This is a genomic window from Dactylosporangium sp. NPDC000244, from assembly GCF_040300725.1.
Taxonomy (GTDB): Bacteria; Actinomycetota; Actinomycetes; order Mycobacteriales; family Micromonosporaceae; genus Dactylosporangium.
The window spans coordinates 102,985-125,419 of sequence record NZ_JBEPEH010000018.1 but is presented as its reverse complement, the minus strand read 5'-3'; the positions used below and the strand labels follow the sequence as shown (position 1 = coordinate 125,419).

At 74.8% G+C, this 22,435-nt stretch carries 5 protein-coding genes; 1 reads left to right on the top strand and 4 read right to left on the bottom strand.

The annotated features are described in order from the left end of the window. Positions 1–3: 3 nt before the first annotated feature. Positions 4–7,059, bottom strand: coding sequence for a hypothetical protein (locus tag ABT369_RS25785; RefSeq protein ID WP_350615603.1), 7,056 nt, complete (start codon positions 7,057–7,059; stop codon positions 4–6). A gap of 83 nt (positions 7,060–7,142) precedes the next feature. Continuing rightward, the gene (locus ABT369_RS25780; protein WP_350615602.1) at positions 7,143–18,155 is read right to left on the bottom strand and encodes a zeta toxin family protein; all 11,013 of its coding nucleotides are present in this window, start codon (positions 18,153–18,155) and stop codon (positions 7,143–7,145) included. Between the two features lie 166 nt (positions 18,156–18,321). Here ABT369_RS25780 and ABT369_RS25775 point away from each other — a divergent pair, with 166 nt between their 5' ends. Then, positions 18,322–19,497 (top strand): hypothetical protein, encoded by a 1,176-nt coding sequence (locus ABT369_RS25775; protein ID WP_350615600.1) that lies wholly within the window; start codon positions 18,322–18,324, stop codon positions 19,495–19,497. A 4-nt stretch (positions 19,498–19,501) separates the two neighbouring features. Here the strand turns inward: ABT369_RS25775 and ABT369_RS25770 are convergent, their stop codons facing one another. Next, positions 19,502–21,316 carry a hypothetical protein gene (locus ABT369_RS25770; protein WP_350615598.1) on the bottom strand — a complete coding sequence of 605 codons (1,815 nt, stop codon included), beginning with the start codon at positions 21,314–21,316 and terminating at the stop codon, positions 19,502–19,504. A gap of 34 nt (positions 21,317–21,350) precedes the next feature. Next, positions 21,351–22,151, bottom strand: a complete 801-nt coding sequence (locus tag ABT369_RS25765) for a hypothetical protein (protein WP_350615596.1) — start codon at positions 22,149–22,151, stop codon at positions 21,351–21,353. Positions 22,152–22,435: the final 284 nt, after the last annotated feature.

Sequence of the window (22,435 nt, the reverse complement as noted above, 5' to 3'; positions counted from 1 at the left end):
AGATCAGTCGCAGTCGACGAGCGTCGCCGCCACCCGCCGCAGACCGCTGCGATGCGCCGGCAGCGTCCGGCCCAGCTCGGCGAGGCCGCGCACGAACCCGACCCGCTCCGCGGCGCTCATGACCCGCCGAGCGCTGATGACGCCGAGCATTCCGGGAGTCGTACCGCCGGCGACGCCCGCGACGACCTCCAGCAGGACCGCACGCTCGTCACCCCGGCCGGCCCCGCGGACGAGCCCCGGCAGGACGGCCAGCAGCTCGGCCCTGCCCGCGCCCAGCAGCCCGCCCACCTGGCCGTCGCCCAGATACCGGTACCCGAGCTCCACCCGCCCCTGCCGGCCCAGCGCGAGCAGGGCCCGCGCCACCGCCAGCCGCCCGTCCCCGGGCCGCCCCGCCGCCAGCCGGTCCACGACCCGCCGCACGTCCTCGCCCAGCAACTCCCCCGCGAACGCGTCGAACACCCGCCGGGAGGAGTCCGGATCGGCGACGGCGTCGACCGCCAGCCACCGCCGCAGCCCGGTCCCACCGTCGGCGGGCGCCAGCGGCAGCGGCCCGACCCGCGCGGGACCCTCCCCGCCTGGGGAGACCCACATCCGGCGTACGTCCCTGACCCGCAGCGGCCGCCGGAACAGCTGGCGTTCCTTGGCCGCCCGGACCGCCTCGTAGAGCCGCCGCACCTCACGGTCCCCGACATCGCCGCCGCTGCCGCGGACGGTGCGCACCAGATCCTCCAGATCGGCCCACCGCAGCCGTGGCGACGCGCCGGCCGGGAGACCGACGGTCATCATCCGCCGCACCGTCGCCAGGTGCTCCGGCCGGACATCCGGGCCGACAAGCCGCAGGGCAAGCCGCACGACATCGTCCACCCCGAGCCCGGGCCCGGCCGGGTGGACCCCGGCCGCCCCGGCCAGCAGGGCCGAACCGCCGGCCCGGACGGTCAGCCGGTCGACGACGGCCCCCACGCGCAGCCGCGCCAGCGCCGCGACCGGACCCACCGCCGAGCCGTCGTCCCGGGACAGCTCCCGCCGCAGACCGCCGACCGTGACCCCGGGCCGCCCGAGCGCCTCCACCAGCCGGCGCAGCTGTCGTACGGACACCGGCCCGGGCGGGCGCAGACCGTCCTGCAGCAGTTCACCCAGCACCCGCTCCCACTCGTCCCAGATCCCCGGGCCCAGACCGCCGGTCGCCGACGCGGTGCGGGCCACCGCGACGAGGTTCGCGTCCGTGAACCCGGACCCGAACACCACGGCCGCGACCGCGGCCACGTCACGCACCTCTCGTTCGACGGTGAGCCCGAGCCGGACGCGCAGCGGCTCCGGGTGAACGTCCAGCTGCCGCAGCCGCGCCATGACGCCGGCCGCGTCGACCGGGCCCGGAGCCCCGTCGGCGACCCGGAACAGGACCTCGCTCGGCGGCCAGCGCAGGTCCCGCAGCGCATCGAGCGTGAGCTCCGTCCGCCGGTACCGAACGAGCGGGGGCACCGCGGCCAGGAGCGCCCCGACGTGCGAGCGATCGACCGTACGCGGGGCGGACCGGGCGTCGCCCCGCAGGTCCCGGACGAGGTCCTCCAGGTCGGCCCAGGTCCGCAGCCGCGGCCGACCACCCTGCTCAGCCGCCCGCACCAGCCGCGCCATCGGCTCCCAGTCCCGCCGCCGCAGCTCGCCACCGAACGCCACCGTCGCCAGATACACCGCCCGAGCGGCCAGCCCCTCCAACTCCGCAAAGCCGGCGCGATGTGGCATCACCCGGCGAAGCAGTGTCCCCCACGCCTGGTTGGTGTCGTCCGCCTGCGCGGCGAGCTGCCGCACGACCCGGGCCACGTCCAAGGTGGTGCCGGGCTCGGCCACGCCGGCGAACATCGCGCCGCCCGGCACCCACCGCAACGTGCCCAGGTCCAGATCGCCGCCGGGGGCCGTATCCACGGCACGCAGCAGCAGCCGTACCAGCGCCTCGTCGGACAGGCCCGGGCCGGCCCACGACGGATCGTGGGCCAGCAGCCCCCGCGCCGCCGCGACCATCTCCGGCCAGCGATCGGGGCGGGCACCCCCGCCGGCGACCACGGCAGCCCGGACCCGCACAACGGCCCGCAGGTGATCCGCCGTGAATGCCGAACTGCCGAACGCCGCGGCGGCGGTCGACGCGATCGCCCGCAGATCCCGCTCGTCGGCCGCGCCGGCCCGGTCGAGCAGGGCCGCCGGCCCGCCGGCCGCCGCCGCCAGCTCCACCAGCCGCCGCGTCACCCACTCGCCGTCCTCGGCCGGCTCCGACGGCGGACCGCCGTCGGCCGGGCGCCACCGCAACGCCCGCAGCTCGTCCCGCGACAGGATGTCCCGTGGGTCGTCGCGCACCGCGACGGCGAGCAGCCGGACCTCCGCGACCGTCGCGGCGCCGTCGTCCGGGCCCCGCAGCTGCCGCACCAGCCGGGCAAGCTCGGGCCACCGTGCCGGCCCCACCGGCAGCTGCCGCACCAGCTTCCCCATCGCCATCAGGTCCTGAGTGGAGAAGTCCGTCCCGAACACCACCGCGGTCAGCAGGGCCACGTCCCGCAGGGCCGCCTCGGCGTCCTGCGGCGGCCGGACGGCGACGCCGGCCACCGCGGCGAGCGCATCGAATCCCCCCTCGGCGCCGGCCAACCCGGTCAGCCGGTCCAGCACCAGGGCCAGGCTCACGGGGTGGGGCACGGTGCGGATGCCGGGAAACATCCGCTCGCCGGGCCGCCACGGCACGCCGCGCAGGTCGGCGCCCTCCGCGGCCGTGCGGACGACGTCGTACAGCCGCAGCACGTCCTGCCGCTCGACGTCGCCGTCGCGGCCGCGGACGGTCCGCACGAGCTCCTGCAGCTCGGCCCACCTCCGCCGCGGCGGCCCGCCGGCCGGGAGGTCGACGGTCATCATCCGCCACACCGTCGGCAGGTGCTCCGGCCCGGTCTCGTTGCCGAAGAGCCGCACCGAGAGCCGCACCACGTCGTCCACCGTGGACTCCGGCCGGGCCGGGTCGACCCCGGCGGCCGCGGTCAGCCGGGTCCGTCCGCCCGCCCGGGCGGTCAGCCGGTCGGCGACGGCCCGCACGCGCAGCCGGGCCAGCTCCGCGACCACACCCGCCGGGGGCCCGTCGTACCGGGAAATCTCCTGGTCCAGGCCGGCGAGCGTCATCGTGGGGTCGCCGAGGGTCTCCACCAGCCAGCGCAGCTGCTCCAGGGAGACCGTCCCGGGCCTGTCCGGGTCGTCGAACCGCAGGTCGCGCAGCACCCGCGTCCACCGGTCCCAGGTCTGCCCCAGGTCCTGCGGGCTGCTCCACCGCAGCGATGGCGGCATGCCGGCCGGGACCGCGGCGGTGATCATCCGCCGCACCTTCGCCAGGTGCTCCAGCCCGGTGTCCTTGCCGAAGAGCGGCAGGGCGAGCCGCACGACGTCGTCCACCGTGAGCCCGGGCAGGGTCGAGTCGATGCCGGCGACCGCGGCCAGCGCGTCCTGGCCGCCCGCCCAGACGGTCAGCCGGCCGACAACGGTCCGCAGGCGCTGCCGGGCCAGCTCCGCGCCCACCCCCAGCTGCGGGCCGTCGAACCAGGAGAGCGCCCGATCCAGCCCGTCGATCGTGGCCCCGGGCCGTCCGAGCGCCTCCACCAGCCAGCGCAGCCGCTCGACGATGTCCGGCCCGGGCCCCGGCGGCGCGCCCCACCGCAGCCGGTCCAGCGCGGCCTTCCACCGGTCCCAGATCCCGGGGGTCGCCCCGCCGACCAGCGATGCGGCGTAGACGACCGTGCCGAGCTGCTCGTAGGTGAACCCTGACCCGAACAGCACGGCCGCGATCGCCGCAGTGTCCTGCAGGTGCTGTCCACCCGTGATGCGGAGCTGGACGAACCGCGTCTGCGGGTGAGCGTCCAGCTGCCGCAGCCGGCCCAGCCGCGCCATGACCTCGGCCGCGTCGATCGGCGCCGGCGCGCCGGCCGCGGTACGGAACAGCCTGTCGGCCGGCGGCATGCGCAGGCCCCACAGCCTCTTGAGGGTGAGCCGGTCGGGCTGTTCGCCGCCGGAGTTGAACAGGTTGTGCAGGAGCACCTGGACGAGCGCCGGGCCGACGGGGCGCCGGGCGGCCGGGTCGTCGCCACGCAGGTCCCGGACGAGGTCCTCCAGGTCGGCCCAGGTCCGCGGCCGCGGACGGCCGTCCAGCTCGGCCGCCCGCAGCAGCTGTACCATCGACCGCCAGTCGCGCAGCCGCACGTCCCCGTCGAAGGCGATCGTCGCGAGGTACACGGCCTCGGCGACCAGCCGCTCCCGCGCCACATCGCCGGTCGGCGTGCGCGGTCCGCCATCCGGCGTCGACGCCGGGTGGCGCGGCGGCACCTCGTCGAGCAGCTGCGTCCACGTCCCATCGCCGGCGTCCGCCTGTTCGGCCAGCTGCCGCAGGGCGCGGGCCACGTCGAACGGCTCGCCGGGCCCGCCCAGGCCGGCGAACATGGCGCCGGTCGGCACCCACCGCAGTGCGCCGAGATCCAGCTCGCCCGCGGGGGCCGCCCGCACCGCCCGCAGCAGCAGCCGTACCAGGGTCCCGTCCGGCAGGTCCGTGCCGGCCCACACCGGGTCGCCTGCCAGCCGCCCCACCGCCTCGACCAGCTCGGGCCACTGGGCGGGGCGGGGCCGCCCCTCGGCCGCGGACGCGCCGCGGACGCGTTCGACCGCCGACAGGTCCTCCAGCGTGAAGTCCCGCTCCCCGAATGCCACGGCCGCCAGCAGGGCCACATCACGCAGGACCGCCCCGGCGTCCCGCGACGGCTCGGCCGCGACACCGGCCGCGAGCGCGAGCGCAGCGGCGCCGCCGTGCGCGTCGGCCAGCCTGACCAGCCGCTGCAGCACCAGATGCAGGTTCACGGTGCCGGGCACGGTGCCGATGCCCGGGAACATCCGCTCGTCCGGCGGCCAGGGCAGCGCGCGCAGGCCGGCGACCGTCCAGGCGTCCTGCCCGCGCTCGCGCACGGCGAAGGCCAGGGCCAGGGCGACCGCAAGCCGGTGCTCCGGCGGCCCCGCCGGGGTGCCGCCCCCGGCGTCGCGGACCAGCTCGTCGAGATCGTCCCACGTCACGACCGGCGCGCCGAGGCGCGCCGAGAGCAGCCGCCGCACCGCCACGAGGTCGGACTCGGTGAACGACGGGCCGAAGACCGTGGCCGCCAGATAGGCCACGTTCCGCAACCGCTGGACCTGTTCCTCCGCCCACGTCGGATACACCCCGATCCGATCGGCCAGCGCTTCCGGCCCGCCGGTGCCCGCGAGGTCGTCCAGCCGCGTGCGTACGCGCTCGAGCGACACCCGCAGCGGAGCGGAGTTCGCCCCGGGGAACTCGTCGCTCGGGCGGGCCGGGCCCAGCGGCGGCTCGGTGCCGCCGTCGGTATGCACCTCGGCGCTCGGGAAGGACCGCCGGATCCGTCTCACGGCGGTACCGCTCAGACCGAGGCCGACCACATCGACGCTCCGGACGGCCGCCCGGCTGTCCGGGTCGAGCCGGAGTTGGACGCTCTCCGCGGTCGCCGCCGTCAGCCCGGGACGACCGGTGAGCGCCGGATCCAGCGTCCGCATGTCGAGCCGGGTCGCATCGCGGTCCAGCTGCCGCAGCAGCCGCGCCGCGCCGGACTGCAGCAGGCTCAGCCGCTGTCCCACCGGCGTGCCGAGGGCCGCGGCGGCCCGAGCCTGTACGTCCAGCCTGGCGGCCTCGGCCGCGTGCCCGGCCAGATACAGCCCGGGCAGCCTCTGCGTGTCGTTTCCGGACGCCGAGCGGGTCGTCATCACCCGGCGATACAGGCGACGGACCGTGGCCTGCAGCCAGTCGCGGTCAGCCGTCCGGTCCGTGCCCGGCGACCCCGCCGAATCCCGCCGGCCGAGCAGGTTCCCGTGCAGCAGCTGCGTGTGCAGGCGGCCGCCGTTCGTGTCGAGGGTGGGCCGCGAGGTCCGGATGTGGAAGACATCGGCCGGGCTGACCTCACCGGCGATCGGGTCCAGGCCGGCCTCCAGGAAGCTCCCGACGGTGACGGAGTCCTGCCCTGGCAACGGCTCGTTCAGCCAGTCCCGGCCCCGCAGCCGGGGATGCGCATCCCCGGCCGTCCGCCGGAACCTCTCGAGGATCGCCGGCGCGTACGCTTCGAAGAAGAGCCGCAGCTCGACCGGCTGGCCCTCGAGCAGCCGCGACAGCGACACCTGCGGCAACCAGGCCACACCGTCCTGCGGCGGCTCGGGCCGGCCCGCCAGCAGGCCGGCGAGGACCGCGCCCATGGGATACATGGTGGCCGCGTGGCCGGCCACCATGGCCGCCGGCCCGAAGCCGGTCAGGTCGGGCGCCATGCCGGCGTTGAACAGCCCGGCGACCCAGGCGCCGAAATCCAGGGCGGTCCGGAGCACCTGGCGTGGGTACGGATCCAGATCCAGCCTCGTCAGGCGGGCGTGCACCTCCTGGTGGAACGCGTACAGGCCCTCGATCGGCACGCCGGCCGTGTGGTGGACGACCACCGACGCGGCGCTGAGCACGACGGGGCGGTCGGTGTGCGGATCGGCGAAGCCGAATCCCGGCAGCACGGTGTGCAGGTGCACCACCTCGCCGGTCTCGCGCAGGAGCCGCCCGAGGGCACCCTCGACGACCGGCATGACGGTCTGCGGGTCGGCCCCGTGCGCCTCCTCGTCGTCGAGGAGCAGCATCGTGGGCGTCACGATGACGGGGATGCCGTTCCACGGATCATGCGCTTCGACCCGCGGCCCCTGCGGCGACGTGGCCAGGACGGTGCGGTCGTTCGGATCGGTACGACCGGCCGGCGCGGCGGCCGCCTGTCCCGGCAGGATCGTCTCGACCACGAACTCCGCGCCGATCGCCCCGCCGCGCAGCCGGGGCAGCCACCGCGGCTCTCCGAACAGGTCGCCGGCCCGGAAGAACTCGCCCCGCACCGGTTCGACGGCGGTGAACGTGTCCGGGCCGGTGCGGCGGCCGTACACGACCGTCGGCACCGAACGGCCGAGGCCCACGTCCCAGGACCACACCGTGATGGACTCGCGCGAAGTCGGTCGATCACCCGGCTGCGCCACGCGGCCAACCTACCCGCGCCCCCGCACAGCGGACATCTCCTCGTTCGGGGGCGCCACGGTTCCCCTCTCGGGGACTGGACCGGTCAGTCGCAGTCGACCAGGGTCGCCGCCACCAGGCGCAGGCCGGCCCGCTGCTGCGGGAACGCGGCGCCCAGCACGGCGAGGCCCAGCACGATCTCGACCCGCTCCGCCCGGCCGACCTCGGCGCGGCCACCGGCGACCCCGGTCACCGCCGGCCCGGCGCCGCCGGCCGCGAACACGGACGCGACCGCGTCCAGCAGCGCGGCACGGCCCTCGCCGAACCTCGCCGCCCGGGCCAGCGCCGCCAGCGCCGCCAGCGCGTCCGGCCTGGATGCCTGCAGCAGCGCCGCCACCGCACCGCCGCCGGCCAGGTACCGGTACCCGAGCTCCAGGTGCCCGGCCTCGGCCAGGGACAGCAAGGCCCTGGCGACCAGCAGCCGCTCGTCGCCGGGCCGGCCGGCCAGCAACGTGTCGACGGCCAGCACCGCGTCGGCGACGGTGAGCCGGGCCGCGGCGGTGTCGAAGAGCCGCCGGGACGAGACCGGGTCGGCGACCGGGTCGACGGCCAGCCATCGCGCCAGTCCCAGGTCACCGTTGACCACCGGCCGCGGCAACGGCAACGGCCCGACCCGCGCGGCCGGCGCCGCCGGCGCAGCGCCGGTGGTTTCCTCGGGTGCCTCCACCACCGTGCGCAGACGGTCCGGCGCGGCCGATGGCACCCGTCGCTCGACGGCCATGGCCTGGGTGAGGCCCACGCGCAGCCGACGAACCGCGTGCCGGGTCACCCGCAGCGCGGCGACCTGACCGGCGGGTAGCCTGCCGACGGACGGCCGGAGCACGTGTGGGGCCGCGACGACCTGGTGGAGATCGAGCGCCGCGACCAGCCACTGGGCGACCTGACTCGTCCGTTGCCAGCCGAGGTCGTCGCCGGCCTCGTCCGGCAGCCAGAGGCCGATGTCCGGCCTCGGCCGACCGGAAGCCTTGGCGGTCGCAACGCCGGTCCGCCATCGCTTGGTCGACCTCAATGCTCGCACGAGCCGGATCCGGGCGATCTCGTCGCCTGCGACCAGCTGGTCGACGAGATCGCGCCGCAGCACCAGGACGAACCACCCCGCCGACGCCGGCATCGCGCCTGCCGTCCCTGCGATCGGGTCATGGGCGGGGTCGCCCCCTGCGAGCGGTGGGACGTACACCCCCGACGCGAGTTCGACCGGCCGGGCCGTCCGCAGCGCGGCAGGGTCGAGCGGCAGCCGGAAGTGGTCCCTCGCTTCCCGCCGGATTCGGTCGATCGTCTGCTCCGCATCGGGGTCGGCGACGCCGGCCAGTCGGGCCAGCTCGGCGACGTCCGCGTCGGACGCCTCGCCGAGATGAATCTCGACGAGCGTCTGTGCCGCTCGCCAGTATTCCCGGCCGGTCGGCAGCCGCTCCCCGAACAAGCCGCGGACCTGTGCGCGGGTTGCCGTCTCGAGGGCCCGAACCAGGAGCTCGCGCAGGACGCTGCGGCCGGTGCGGCCGATGACGCCGGCCGCACCGGCCAGCTCGATCAGCTCTGCCCGGTCGACCCACGGTGCCCCGGGCTGGCGGGCGGCCAGATCGTTCAGCTGCTCCACCACCGCGGCCTTCCCGGCGTCGGGTGTCACGTGGTACACCCGCCGCAGGCGGTCCTCCATGTGCGCCTGGAGGTCGTACGGGGCGCCGATCGGCGAGCCCGCCGATGCGATGGCCCTGCCCCCGAAAGCGGCACGGTTGATGCGCTGGGCCAGTGACCATGCCTGCGCCGGTGTGAGCGCCAGGTCCAGGGCGTGCCGCTCGCTGTAGCCGGAGTGGACGGTGACGTGCTCGATGTCGCCCCACGTGGCCTGGCCGGTCAGCACGGGCCTGAGATCGCCGCCGAGGTACCCGGTCCGCCGCACCAGTTTCCTGTCGTGGCGGAATCCGGTGGCCAGCGCGATCCGTTCGCGGAACTCCTCGGCGCCGGCCTGGTTGCGCAGCAGTGCGGTCCACCCGTCCCGGACCAGCTTCGTCCCCTCGGCGTCCCCGAGCATCCGCACAACGGCACTGAACCGGAGCCGGGCCCGCACGAGGCGGCCGTCCGGCCGGGAGAGCGGGTGCTCGACGTGACGATTCATGATTTGCCGGGAATCGACGGTGGGGTAAGGCTCGTTCGCCCACTCGTCTGCCTCGGAGGCGGGCACGGCCATGCTGAGACCGTTCTGTTCGAGTGACGCCTCCACCTCGTCGAGGATCTGCCACAGACGCTGCTCGTCGTCGACCGGATAGTCGGCGCCGAAGTGTTCGTTGAGCTCGCGCAGCGCGGACTCGAGGCCGGCCGGCACCGCCGCCCTGGTCAGCGCGGCGAGGTCGCGGTGCCGGGCCACCAGCTGCCCGAGCGAGGCGGCGGACTGCTCCGCCTCGTGCACCTGCCTTGCGCGGTGGTACGCGTCGGTCATCAGGTTCAGCTCGCCGATCGTCACGGTGTGCCGATCCCACGCCGGGTCGACCTCGGACCGGCGCCGCAGCACGGTGTGCCGGCCGGTCACGACCAGCCGGCGGATCCGGGCGAGACGCTGGTCGGTGATGGGCCTCGGATCGAGGTGCTGCGACACCCGGCCCAGCAGCCCGGGGTCGACCGGTTCCGGCGCGGGCCGCAGCGCGGCAACCGTCCGGATCGGTGCGCCCGAATCCCGAATGACGGTGTCGACCCCGTCGCTGTCGCCCCACAGATACCCGGACGGCTCGTGGGGCGACGAGCCGAGCAGCTCCGGCCCCCAGCCGGTGAGCAGGACCGCCGACAGCCGCAGCGTCGTGAGCATCACGTCGGCCAGCGCCCGGGCGGAGTCCGCGCTCCAGGCGCCGCCACCGCCGAGGGTGAGCGCGTTGAGGTACTTCGCCCGGACAGCCGGGTCGCGGACGTCGACGCCACGGGCGTACAGGCGGCTCGCGAGTGGATGATCGGGCTGTTCGAGCTCGAATTTCCTGAAGTCCTGGGCGAGCGCGTCACGCGCCACCGAACGCAGGCGCCGCACGACCTCGGCCGATCCGGTCGACGGCGCCAGACCCAGTGCTGTGCGGATGGCCGCCCCGAAGGACTCCACGAGCACATGCTCGACATGCCCGGATCCGCCACCGAGGTAGCCGCGCCGGCCGATACCGGCGCGGGTCGCCGCGAACTCCCGGGTGACGCGCTGGCGTTCCCGCTCGTCGGCCGCCTGCAGGTCGGTCAGCAGTTCCGCGTACACCCGGCCGACCGGCTCCGCCAGATGGCCCCGGAACGGGACGAGGTCCTCGGTCAGGACCGATTCGGGAAGCGGCACGGACGTGGCCACGGCGGCCGTGAACAGCTGGTTCTGCCGCCGGCGCTCCGCGTCGGTGGGGAGCCCCTGCGGCATCAGGCCGGCCTTTTCCTCGTACCACTGCTCCTCGCTGCGCAGGAGACGGACGCGTTCGGCGGCCACCGCTGCCGCCGCGGCCGGGGGCCTGCGCCACTGCCCGTCCGTCCCGCGCTCGTTGTCGTAGAGGAGCTCGCCGTGGCGGCGCAGCACCGTGATCCGGTCGACGAGGTCGGTCTCGTCGGCCGCCTCGGCGCCGCGGAGGACCCCGTCGAAGGTGCGGTCGTGGTCGGCGCGGGGCACGACCCGCCGGGGCTCGCCCCTCGCCGGCGCCTCCTCGGCCCGCAGGTCCACCGAGAGCAGGCTGATGGCCTCCGGGACGGCGAGCAGGATGAGCCGGACCTCGAAGTCGGCATCGCGGTACTGCCGCGCCAGGCGTTCGAACTCGTCCGGCGTCGCCATGGCCGACTCGACCAGCACGTTGAGCTGGCGGTCCTGGGCGAGCCGGTGCGCGCTGTCCCACCATTGCTGGGTGTCCTCGCGCACCCGGGCGCTCGCCGTCTGCGGGTCCTCCGCCAGGGCCGGCTGGTAGCCGCCGTGGTGCCCGGTGTAGTCATCCATGTTGATCTCGACGAACTGCTGCGGGAGGCCGCGCATCTCCTTGCGCGCGATCGTGGTGGCCGCGGTCTTGCCGGCGCCGGTCTGGCCGCCGACGAACAGCACCACCGGGCGGCGCCGGCCCGTGACCGGCTCCCCGTGGTCGTACGCCGGCGCGATCTTCTCGGCGAAGATCCGGGCGTTCTCGGCGGGACCGAGCACGGCCCGGACCGGCACCCGGAACAGCTCGGCGGCGTGGGCGGCGACCGAGCGCCCGTCGGCCAGCCGCAGGTTGGCCTCCCTGACCGGCAGGCGCAGCGCCGTCCGCCCAGCGGCCGGGAGCATGTTCATCAGCTTGCCGACGGCGGCCAGGACGGCGGCGGCGTCGTGCACGCCGGGCGCCAGGACCGTCGCCTCGCCGGGCCGCCCGTCGAACGCGTTCGCCTCGGCCACCTGCGGCCGGGTCAGTGTCTGGCCGCGCGGGTGCAGCAGGTACCGGCCGTCGGCGAGGGCGATGCCCTCGAGCGGGGCCGGCTCGCCGGCACCCGTGAGCGGGTCGGCGGGCGCGGCGCCGGTCCCCCACGACACCGGGCGCGACGGCGGCCGGACCGGCTTCGGCGGCAACGGCACGGTGTGGCCGAGGAAGCGAAGGCTTTCGGCGAGGTCGACCGACAGCACCCGGCGCCGCAGGCCCTCACTCGTCCAGGCGCTCTCGACGAAGGTCGTGACCCCGGCCAGGTACGGCTGCCCGCCGGCCACGGCGGCCCGGGCCGCCAGCAGGTGGCCGTCGGGGCCGGTGTGGACGTCACCGGCCGGGCCGACGACCGTCCCGCCGCCGATACGGTCGGCCAGTTCGTCGGCCGCCGACCGGCCGCCGTGGGCGGCCGCGCCGACGTTCGCGCCGACGATCACCAAGGTGCGGCCGCGCAGGTCGTCCTTCCTGCCGAGCTGCAGCGGTACCAGCACGCGCTCGTGAAACTCGGCGGTGGTGAGCTCGGCGCCCCGGACCTGGAACCGCAGCGACCCGTCGGCCGCGGTGCCGGTGGCCACGTGCAGCAGGACGGCGTCGGACACCTTGGTGAACGAGAACGCCGCGTGCAGCTCGTCGGAACGGCGCCGGCGGGCCTCCGCGGAGCCGCTGCGGTCGGTGACGACCAGGCGCGACGGCAGGTAGAAGCCGGCGGGGGTCGGGATGCCCAGCGGGTGGATCAGCCCGAACTCCAGGCTCCCCTCGGGTGACAGCACGAGCTCGTACAGATCCTTGACCAGGTATGTCCTGGCCACGGGGCGGTGGCGCCAGCCCAGGAAGGGTATCGGCAGCCAGCGCAGCACGCTGCGGGCGTTGAGCGTCACCGTCACCACGGCGTCGGTCTGCACCCGCAGCCACGGCACCTCCCGCTTGCTGCCGGTCGTCGGCCACTGCGACTTGAGTACCGCCGCGCTCGACGTGGACTTCGACTGGCTGAACGCGCCGCCGAGGGTCGCCGTCCCGCCGTCGACGGCCGCGGTGGCCTTCACCTCCTGGCTGTTGGTCTCCGCACGGCCGCTGCCCTGCTTGTGCTCGGTGAAGTGGTACGACGAGTACTCGTGCCAGGCGTTGATGTGGTTCACGATGCGGGGGTTCACGAGCCTGACCTTGATATTGGGCCGGCCGTGCGAGTCGAACAGCGGGCCGCCCTCGGCGACCACCTTCGGCACCTCGAGCCCGGCCTCGCCGATCATGACGTCCAGCTCTTTGGTGAATGCCGGGTGGTTGAAGAGCATCTCGATCGCGTCGTTGCTGCGGGCCCCGGGGCGCACGAGCCGGCGCCAGGTCCACGTCCTGAGCTGGTTCAGCCAGCCGGACGGGCGCAGGTACCAGCGGTGCTGGCGGTATCGCAGGTCGGCGAGCACGGTGTCGCCGAGCGCATTGATCTTGTCGGCGTGGACCCCCAGCGGGAACGCGTCGCGGGCGAGCACGTGTTCCCCGGTGAGGTCGAACGGCCGCGCGCCGTCGGGCAGGCCGGCCTCGGGCAGTGCCGTGACCGCCAGGTCGGCCGGAACGAAACGGCCGGCGTCGACGGGCGGCAGCGTCAGGTCTTCCGGCACGATGATCCGCTCGGTCACCGGCCGGCTGGCCTGTTCCCGCCTGGTCAGCAGGCGCAGCAGAGGCCGGCCGAAGCCGAGCAGCAGCAGGTCGAGGAGCCGGGACGGCTCGCGCACCAGCACCATGTCCGCCTCGATCCGGCCTTCGCTGGTGTATCGCGCGGCATGCCCCGACAGGAACAGGGTGTCGCGGGTCGCGTCGATGCTCGTCAGCGACCGTGACCTGGTCTCGCTGCTGCTGGCGCGGAAGGTCACGATCAGGGCCAGCGACTTGACGGCGTCGAAGATCCTCCGGAACGTGCCCGGCGCCGCGGTCTCCGCGGTCGTGGTCCGGTCCTCGGACGGGGTGTGGTTGTGCAGCCGGAACCCGTACCGCGCCACATTGACGTTGGCGAGCACACCCGAGCGGGTGTACCCCGTCCCGTTGACGTCGCGGACCAGGCGGAGGTCGACGACGGCCCGCTCGTGGTACAGCAGCCGCGACCGGGTCGTGGTCAGCTTGATCCCACTGACGAGCGTGTCGACCAGCGCGACCGCGGTGCCCGGGTTGAGCACTGCCGAGAGCGGTGCCGGGGTTCCGCGCTCGCGGCCCGCCATGGTCCAGCGCTGCTTGCGGAAGGCGTCCGGCAGCACCTCGTCGACCACCGACAGCATGGCGTTCTCCGCGCCGGTCGGGTTCAGGACGCGGCCGGCAGGACCCGCCGGGAGCAGCCGCTCGGTCGCCGAGGCGATCGGTGCGCGGTCCAGATGAGCCGGGTACTTGGCCTCCAGTTCCGCCGTGGTCAGCCGGGCCGGCCCGGCCTCGGCGGCCGCCGCCGGCGGGGCCGGCTCGGCGGTGACCGGCGAACGGTGCTCGGTGACCGGGGCCAGGACCGCCCCGGGCGGCACCGACCGGGCCAGCGGGCCGAGGCCGATGGCGCGGGCCCGGTCCATGGCCGTGACGGTGTTGACCGTGTTGGACCGGCCGCGCAGCGCCGGCACGCGGGCCGCGTCGCGGCCGCGCTGCTCGGCCTGCGGCGACGTGTCCCGTGCGACCACGGAGGAGCGCCGCGAGCGGATCACCGATCGCCGGTGCACCCGCCCGTCCGGCAGGTCGGACCGGTCCGCGCTCCCGGCGGGGAGATCGGCGGCGGGCGCGGCGGCGACCGGCGCCTCGGCCGGGGGCGCCGCGGCAACGGGCGCCGGGGTCACCGGGGCCGCGGCCGGCCGGTAGAAGTGCATCCCGTCCGTGACCTCGCGGTACCGCTCCCGGCGGACGGTGAAGAAACTGCCGAGCATGTTCTTCTGCCGCGACGTCACCGTGACCCGCATGATGACGTTGCCGACCCGGGGCTGGTACGACTGGGTGATCTGGGTCAGCCGGCCGGCCTGCGGGCTGATGCCGGTCGCCAGCCCTGTGTGTTTGGCGTAACTTCCGCCGGAGGACGGGTCAAGGCCCAGGTTGTGCTTCCCGAGCGTCCACAGCAACGACAGCGCCCCGCCCCAGCTCCAGCTGTTGGCCCGGCCGCGGCTGTGACTGATGACCGGCGTGCCCTCGGCCACGTCCATCTTCATGAGCTCGGTCGCCTCGCCGTCGGGCCGCGAGGACACCGGGAAGTTCTCCACCGTCACCTGGTAGTGACTGTCGGTCAGCATGCCCTTCACCGTCAGCGTCGGCTCCACGGCCGACGGGCCGCGCACCTGCGACCCCACCAGCTGAGCGTTGTCGCTCGCCCGGGCGGCCAGATCGGCCGCCAGTCCCGGCGTGATCCGGTCGCGGCGCAGCAGCCACTTCAGCCGGTCGAAGGCGCCCCACCACCCGGACCGGCGAGCCGGTGGCTCCAGCAGCATCATCGTGACGAGGTCGGCCAGCGGCTTGCCGCCCAGGACGTCGACGACCAGGTCGTCGCCGTTGAGCGGATCGTGCCCGGCCTCGACCGCGGCCCGCGCCGACGCGGCGTCGAGCTCCCTGGACCGGCCGGCCAGGAGCTCCGCGGCCGAGGCCGGTGCCGCCCGGGCACTGTGCTCGGGCAGCACGAGCCGGCTGGAGGCCTCGACGGTGCGCGGCGTGGCGGACGCGCGCGTGACGACCTTCGCCTCGCCGCGCGACTTGGCCCACTGCGTCACGGACCGCACGACGCCGGTCCAGCTGCGCCGGAACTCGACGTCGACCTCGAGCAGGAGATCGGCCCGGTAGTCGAACCATCGCATCGGTCCCTTGTAGAGCATGGCCTGGACCTGGAACCCGGATACGGACACGCTGCCAGCTTCGTCGGCCGCGCGGTTGTAGGCGGCCCTGAACGAGGCTCCGATCGAGGTGTGCTTCCAGGGCAACGAGGCCACCACGCCCAGCCGGCCGCCGATGCCGTGGTTGGACGTCAGCTTGTCGTCGCCGGTGGCACCGGCGAACGCGGCCGGCATGATCTCCAGCTTGCCGCTGGCCACCCGGCCGGCGTCGTAGGGCGTGGCGTCGTGGCGCCCCCGCACCTTCACCCGGATCGTCTCGGTACCGCCATCGCCGCGCAGGTTGAACGTGAAGCCCACGCCGGCCGGGTCGTAGAGCTGGGACCCGGCATTGATGAGTGCCTCCCGGGACACCCTCGAGCTGAACAGGCGGTGCAGTTCGGCCTGGACCAGCCGCGAGCGGGGCTGGGGCCCGGCGATCTTCCGCTCGGCCTCGTCGACCATGGCGAGCAGGGCGGGCAGGACGTCCTCGGCGCCGGCCAGGCGTTCGAGGGCACTCTGCCCGATGCCCTGGTTGGCGGCCAGCGCCGCCGGCGGGTGCAGCCGGCTGACCTCGGCGGCCTCCCCCGGGTCGCGGTCGGTGGGCAGGCCGGCCAGGTCGCGTGGGCTCAGGGACGCATCCCGCACCGCCCGGCGCACGAGCTCCTCGAACCGGGCCCGGTGCTGGACCGGGATGCGGACGAAGACGTCGACCACATCCCGCACCGGCGTGCTCTGGTCGACACCCGGCAGATCGGTGGCGATCTCCGCCGAGACCTCCATGGTCAGCCGATACCGGACGCTGTCGCCGGCGTACACCAGCCCGCGGATGTCCCCGGCCCCGCGCACGGCCCGGGTGCCACGGTGCCCGGCGTGCTCGGCCGAGAGCGAGAAGCCGCCGCTGAGCCCGACCGACCACGCGTGGTCGTCGTCGGGGTTGCCCCAGACCTTGCCACCCGAAAACTGGCCGTCCGGCCCGAGACCGCCCGACTCCACGGAGTCGTGGTGGTCGGCGCCGAACCGCTGCGTCTCCTCCTTGACCGGCACGTTCTCCTGAGAGACGGCCTGCACGTTGAGCAGCCGGCCGGACCACGTCACATGGAGCTGCGACCCGCCGCTGGCGAACGCCGGCGAGATCGCGCCGGAGCCGACGACGTCGGCGAACATCCGCAGGAAACCCGGCTCGCTGAGCCACCACTCGACCTGGTGGGTCGCGTCCTCGGTCAGGTTCCTCCGGCCGGCGTCGAGCCGCTCGAGCACCGCCCGGCGCACCCGGTCGAGCCCGGGGGCGGACTCCGGGACGGTGAGGACGTGACCCAGCGCCCGGGTCACCGCCCGGGCCTGACGGACCTCCACCGGCTCGCCGTCCCCGGCATCCCCCGAGGCGGTGAGCGCACGCCGGTACGCGTCCGTGCCGACACCCAGCTGGGGGCCCAGGACGACGGGCTCGGAGGCCACCACGCCGGTCCGGCCGTCCGGGCGGACCAGCGCGAGATCCCGCGGGAACTCGGCACGGATCGGCCGGGCGAGCGAGCCGTGCTCGGCCGCGGTCCCCGGCCGGGCGCCGATGGCGCGGACCTCCGTGCGCATCGAGGCACCGCCGAAGTCGTAGTAGACGCTGTGGCCGGCGACGTCGAGGTACCGCTTGACCGCCGACACCCAGTCGGAGCCCTGGCCGTACTCGCGGCCGCTGCTGGCGCCCAGGCCCAGGCTGCCGGTCAGGGGACCCCCGCCGGTCAGGCCGCCGTAGCCGAGGCTCAGCTTGCGGGTGTTGGCCACCGACGCCCGGGCGAACGACTGCACCTCGTGGTCGGCGTTGACGAGCACGTGCCACGCGGAGCCGATCGGGACCTGCTCGGCCTCCTCCGTCCGCGCCTGGCGGGCCAGGCGCAGGTCACCCAGGTCGAACCTGACGGTGACCTCGTGCCCCGGCACCGTCAGCGTGAGGCCGCCCTCGAGCATGAGCTGGGTGGCCAGCCGCACGTCGAAGCGGGCGAGGTAGGACAGTGCCGCCAGGCGCAGCGGCTCCCGCAGGCCGGCGTGCGCCGCCGGCAGCGCCCGCGACGCGGCATCGGCCAGCCCGGCCGCGGTCGTCAGCTGGATGTCGCCGAGCCGCAGCAGCCGGCCGTGGTGCCCGAGCGCGAAGCGGCGAGCCGATGCGGCGTGCGGATCCGCGTCGGCGAAGCCGGGCGGCAGCCACCGCGGCGCCCCGTCGATCGAGGTGACCGGGGACGCCTCGTCGGCCGTGCCCTCCCCGCCCTTGTGCGGCGCGCCGAGCGCGGACAGGTGACGCAGGCGCCACTCGGCCTGCCGGCCGCCGTGGCGCAGCACGAGGTCGGCCTCCACCTGCGGCAGGCCGTCGATCCGGGTCAGGATGTTGTACTGCACGAGGTCGACCAGCTCACGCTGGCGGCGCGCCAGCGGGTCCGACCACGGCCGGTCGAGCAGGAGCCGGTCGGTCATCGGCTGCATCCGCAGCGGCACGAACCGCATCGCCGGCCCGGCCTCGCCATGGGTCGCGATGGTGAGCCCGAGCAGGTCGGCCACCAGGGTCACCGGCTCGGTGGCGGCCCGTCCGGCGGCGACCTCGCCGTCGGACGCCGTCCGCACGACCCCGCGCCCGACCTCGACCACCAGCCGGTGCTCCGGGCTGACCAGCAGCGTGTGTGCGGCGTCCAGCCACCGCCATCCGTCGCCGACCTCGACCTGGCCGTCGCCCCGCCACAGCCGCCCGTCGCCGCTGAACGCCACCGGCCCCAGCCCGTGCAGCCAGGCGCCGGAGACGAGGTACCAGGAGTCGCGGCCGGGCCGGGCCGGACGCTGCGATGTGGACGCCCGGGTCGACGGCTCCGGTTCGGTCATGGCGTCCTCCTCGACCGCGCCGCCGGACCGGCCGTGACGCGCCTCACAGCGAATGTGACATCCAGATGACGTACGGCGCACATGATCGGTTCATGCCCGCGCGTGAACCGCGGTGCCACCCGCCGCCGTTCTCTGAGGCGTTGGAGACCCACTCTCGGAGGCGTTGATGGTTTCGAGGTACATCCGCGGATCGGGCCGGTTCCTGCAACGGCTGCCGGCACTGCTCGGACGGGCCGGCTGGCTGGCCGGGCTGGGCGGTGTGCTCGGCCTGGCCCTGCTGGTCGGCTCGCTGGCCGGCACGCCGTTCGGGGCGGCCGGGACCGGTCCGGAGCCGCTGCGGCCCAGCTCGGGCCTGCTCGCCGAGGCCGAGATCGCGGCGATCCGCGACGCGGCCGCGTCCTGCCCGACGCTCAGCCCGCCGCGCCTGGCCGGCCAACTGGCCGCCACGCGGACCGTGAACCCGTCGCCGGAGGCCTCGTCGGGGACCCGGCGGGCACTGCACCGGCTCGGGATCGACACGGCGACCTGGAACCGCTGGGCGCCCTGGCCGATGGCCGAGCCGACCGACCCGGCCGCCGGGGTCAAGGCGGTGGCCCACCACACCTGCGACCTGGTCGGTGAGCTGCGCGCCGGCGGAGTCACCGGCGGAGTCACCGGCGACCTCTGGCGGGCCGCGGTCGCGGCCGAGCGGGTCGGCGCCGATGCGGTCCGCAAGGCAGGCGGCGTGCCGGCCTCGGCACAGTCCTATGTGAACACGGTCGACGGCTATGCCCGGTGGTACGAGTCCAACGGCGCGTACGACCCGGCGCCATCGGCGACGGCGTCGGCGGCCCGGCCCACCACGAGCACCAACGCCTCGCCGTCGGCCACCAAGCCGGCCACGCCGCGCCGCACGACGACCGGCGCCGGCACGAGCCCGCCGGCCCCGGCCACGTCCGGCCCCGTCCCCACGTTCAGCGCCCCGAAGACCGTCTGCATCGACCAGATCAAGATCGGCGACGTCGGCATCAAGGTCTGCGTCACCTGGGGCTACCTCAACGGCGGCTTCGCCTACTGGAAGCCGACGCGGTTCGACGTGACCACCTCGGACAGCTCCAAGCCCGTGTACGTGGTCATCAACACGAGCGCCGAGAACGAGCCCGACCGGCAGAACCTGGGCCGCGTCGACGGCGCCAAGTCGTGGACCGTTCCCGCGTCCTACGACTGGACGATGACGTCGGGCGTCGAGTCCACCACGACCGAGGTGTCGCGGACCCTGCCCGGCCGCACCACCCCCTGCACGGCGATGGTCCGCCACCAGCCCACGAAGATCTTCGTGATGACGGTCAGCGGCTCCTGCTGACGCCTCAGCGGGCCGGCGGCACCGCCGGCCCGCACCCGGCGAGCCAGCCGCCGACCGCCCGGATCCGGCCGGCCTGACCGGCCGGGCCGACACGGGCCCCGAGCGCCCGGATCCAGGCCACCTTCTCCGCCGGTGTCCGGCGCTCGGCCACGATCGAGTCCCTGGCACCGGCCGGGATCGGGTCGTCATCCCCGATCGCGGCCAGCGCCTCGAGGACCGTGACGTCGGAGTGGTACCGCAGCGCAGCGCGGGTCGCCGCGAGGGAGGCGAGCACCCGCAGCACGGCCGGCTCGGCCCGGGCGACCTGCTCGAGGACGACGGCCGCCCGCTCGGCCGGCCCGGCACGCAGAAACCGCTGGTACACCTCCGGTTCCGGGTCCGGCCCGCCGAACGCGTGCTCGTCGGGGAACAGCCCGCCCTCGGCGACGTGCGCCCGCAGCTCCTGCTCGGTGAGCACCGCCCCGAGGAACCGGTAGCGGCGCCAGTCGTCGACGTACGGGCTCAGCGGCAGCGAGTACAGCTCGGCCGCGTACCGGACGCCGAGCATGACCTCGTGCAGCGAGTGGTGCTCGACGCCGACGTACACCGCGATCAGCGCCAGCCGCAGCAGTTCGAAGTCGACCGGCACACCCCACCGCTCGCGCAGGAGCATGGCCCCGGTGGCCTTGAAGTAGGCGCTGCCGGACGCGGCGGCGACCACCAGCCCGCCGGTCGCCTGAGCGGCTCGCTGGACGGGCGTTCGCAGCGGGACGTGGTAGCGCATGGCGCCCACCTCCCAGCCCAGCCGCCCGCCGTCGACCGTCATCCACTCGGCCGGGCTCAGCGGCGGTACCACTCGATCCGGATCGGGCAGGCGCACGGACCCGGGGTCGTCGCGAAGTTTCCGGTGGCCCTGCGCGCGGCGCAGCACGCCCGGTTTCGGGTCCTGCCCGGGCAGGCCGAGCATCTCGTACACCAGGCCGTCGGCAAGCGCGACGAAGTACATGGCCATCAACTCGCGCAGGTTGCCGGTCTCGACGACCCGTTCGAGCACCCCGTACTCGGCGCCGACCGTCCCGGGCTGGTTGCCGGCCGCGCGGCCCATGCGGCGGCGCTGCCAGGCGTCGGCCCGGTCCCAGATCGCCCGGACGATCGTGCGCAGCTGCGCGGTGACGTCCGGCCGGGTGAGCAGATACACCGCCAGGCGCCGCTCGAACCGCTGCGCGGACTCGAGATAGCGGATCGCCGCCAGGTCCTCCGCGGCCGCCGGCCCGCCGACGGGACCGTCCGGACCCATCGGCGGGGGCGCCGCGGCGGGGCCCAGCCCGGGCGGCGCCGACGGCTCGCGGCGGCGCTCGGCCTGGCCACGTCCGACCCGTTCGGCTAGGGCCTCGATGCCCGCGACGAACCGATCCGGCGACTTCCACACGGCGGGCTCGTTGGCGTCGGCCACCGCGTCGATGGAGAACTCGGACAGCGTCGCGGCCGAGAGGATCATCATGCCGGCCGGGTCCGCGACGAACTCGTAGTGGGTCAGCCAGTCGTCGGCGTACTCGATCGCGTCCTCGTGCGCCTCCTGGACGCCGGACGCCGGCCGGTGCAGCCGGATCCGCACGACGGCCCACCCGAAGGTGTCTCCGTCCAGCGTGGCGAGCGCCGCCCGGGGGCTCGGCGCGGCGACGCCGTCGAACGCGTACCAGTCGAACGCCGCATGGTCGAGCACGGCCGACCGGGCGGCGAGGAGGTTCATCACCACGTACAGCGGTGTCCGCGCCGGGAGCTGGACTCCCAGGACGGCCGGCTCGTCCGGACCCGGGCTCGTCGGGTCATCGTGAGGCACGGCGTCGAGATCTGCGGGTGCGGTGGCCGGTCATCTACGGCGTGTGGTCGCCGAACTCTACGTGGTGCGGCTTGCCCAGGTGGTCGAAGTCCGAGTAGACGTCGCCGTTGTGCATCGACTGCGTGACGATGTCGTCGACCTCGCCGTCGCCGTCGAGGTCGTCCAGCAGGATGGTGTAGCCGCCGTCGGCGTTCGTGGTGAACAAGACCTTACCGTCGGACAGGTAGGTGTAGTCGCCCCAGGTGTCGTTGGCGAACTCGACGTGGCCGGGGTTGCCCTGGTCGTCGTAGTCGCTGTAGACGTCGCCGCCCTTCGTCGTCATCGACACGATGTCGTCGGCCTCGCCGTCGTGGTCGCGGTCGGCGAAGACGGCGGTGTAGCCCTCCTCGATCGAGTGGAACGCGACGGTGCCGTCGGGGAAGTACGTGTAGTCGCCCGAGGTGTGGTCGTGGAAGTCGACGTGCCCGGGGTTGCCCTGGTCGTCGTAGTCGCTGTAGACGTCGCCGGCCTTGGTCGTGTAGCGGATGACGTCGTCGATCTCGCCGTCGCCGTCGGTGTCGGCGAACACCACCGTGTAGCCCTCCGGCAGCGCATGGAACGAGACGGTGCCGTCCGTATGGCGGATGTAGTCGCCCGAGCCGCCGCCGTCGAAGTCGACGTGTCCCGGCTGGTTCTGGTCGTCGTAGCGGCTGTACACGTCGTGCTCGGGCGTCTCGTAGGAGATGAGTCGCCCCGGGGTGCCGTCGTCGTTCCCGGCGGCGTAGACCATCACGGAGCCGTCGCTCATGTGGATCTCGAGCGAGCCGTCCGCGTGGTACACGTAATTAGCGGACATGACCATCGTGGTACTCCGTTCTCGGATGCTCGGCAGGGTTCAGGTCCGCCACGCGCGGCGGCACGATGCGCCACAGGTCCGGCGGCGCGTACGGAATCGCCGGCAGCTTCGGGAGACGGCCACGGGTGTGCGACGCGGCGACCGGAGTCGGGCGCGGCGCCGGCAGCCGGGTGACCGGTGGGGCCAGGCGCTGCGGCCGCACCGGCGGAGGCGGCGGGGCCGGCGGTTTCGGGGGTGGATTCACGACGAGGCTCATCCTTCTGACGTGAACGGCGAGTGGTGCT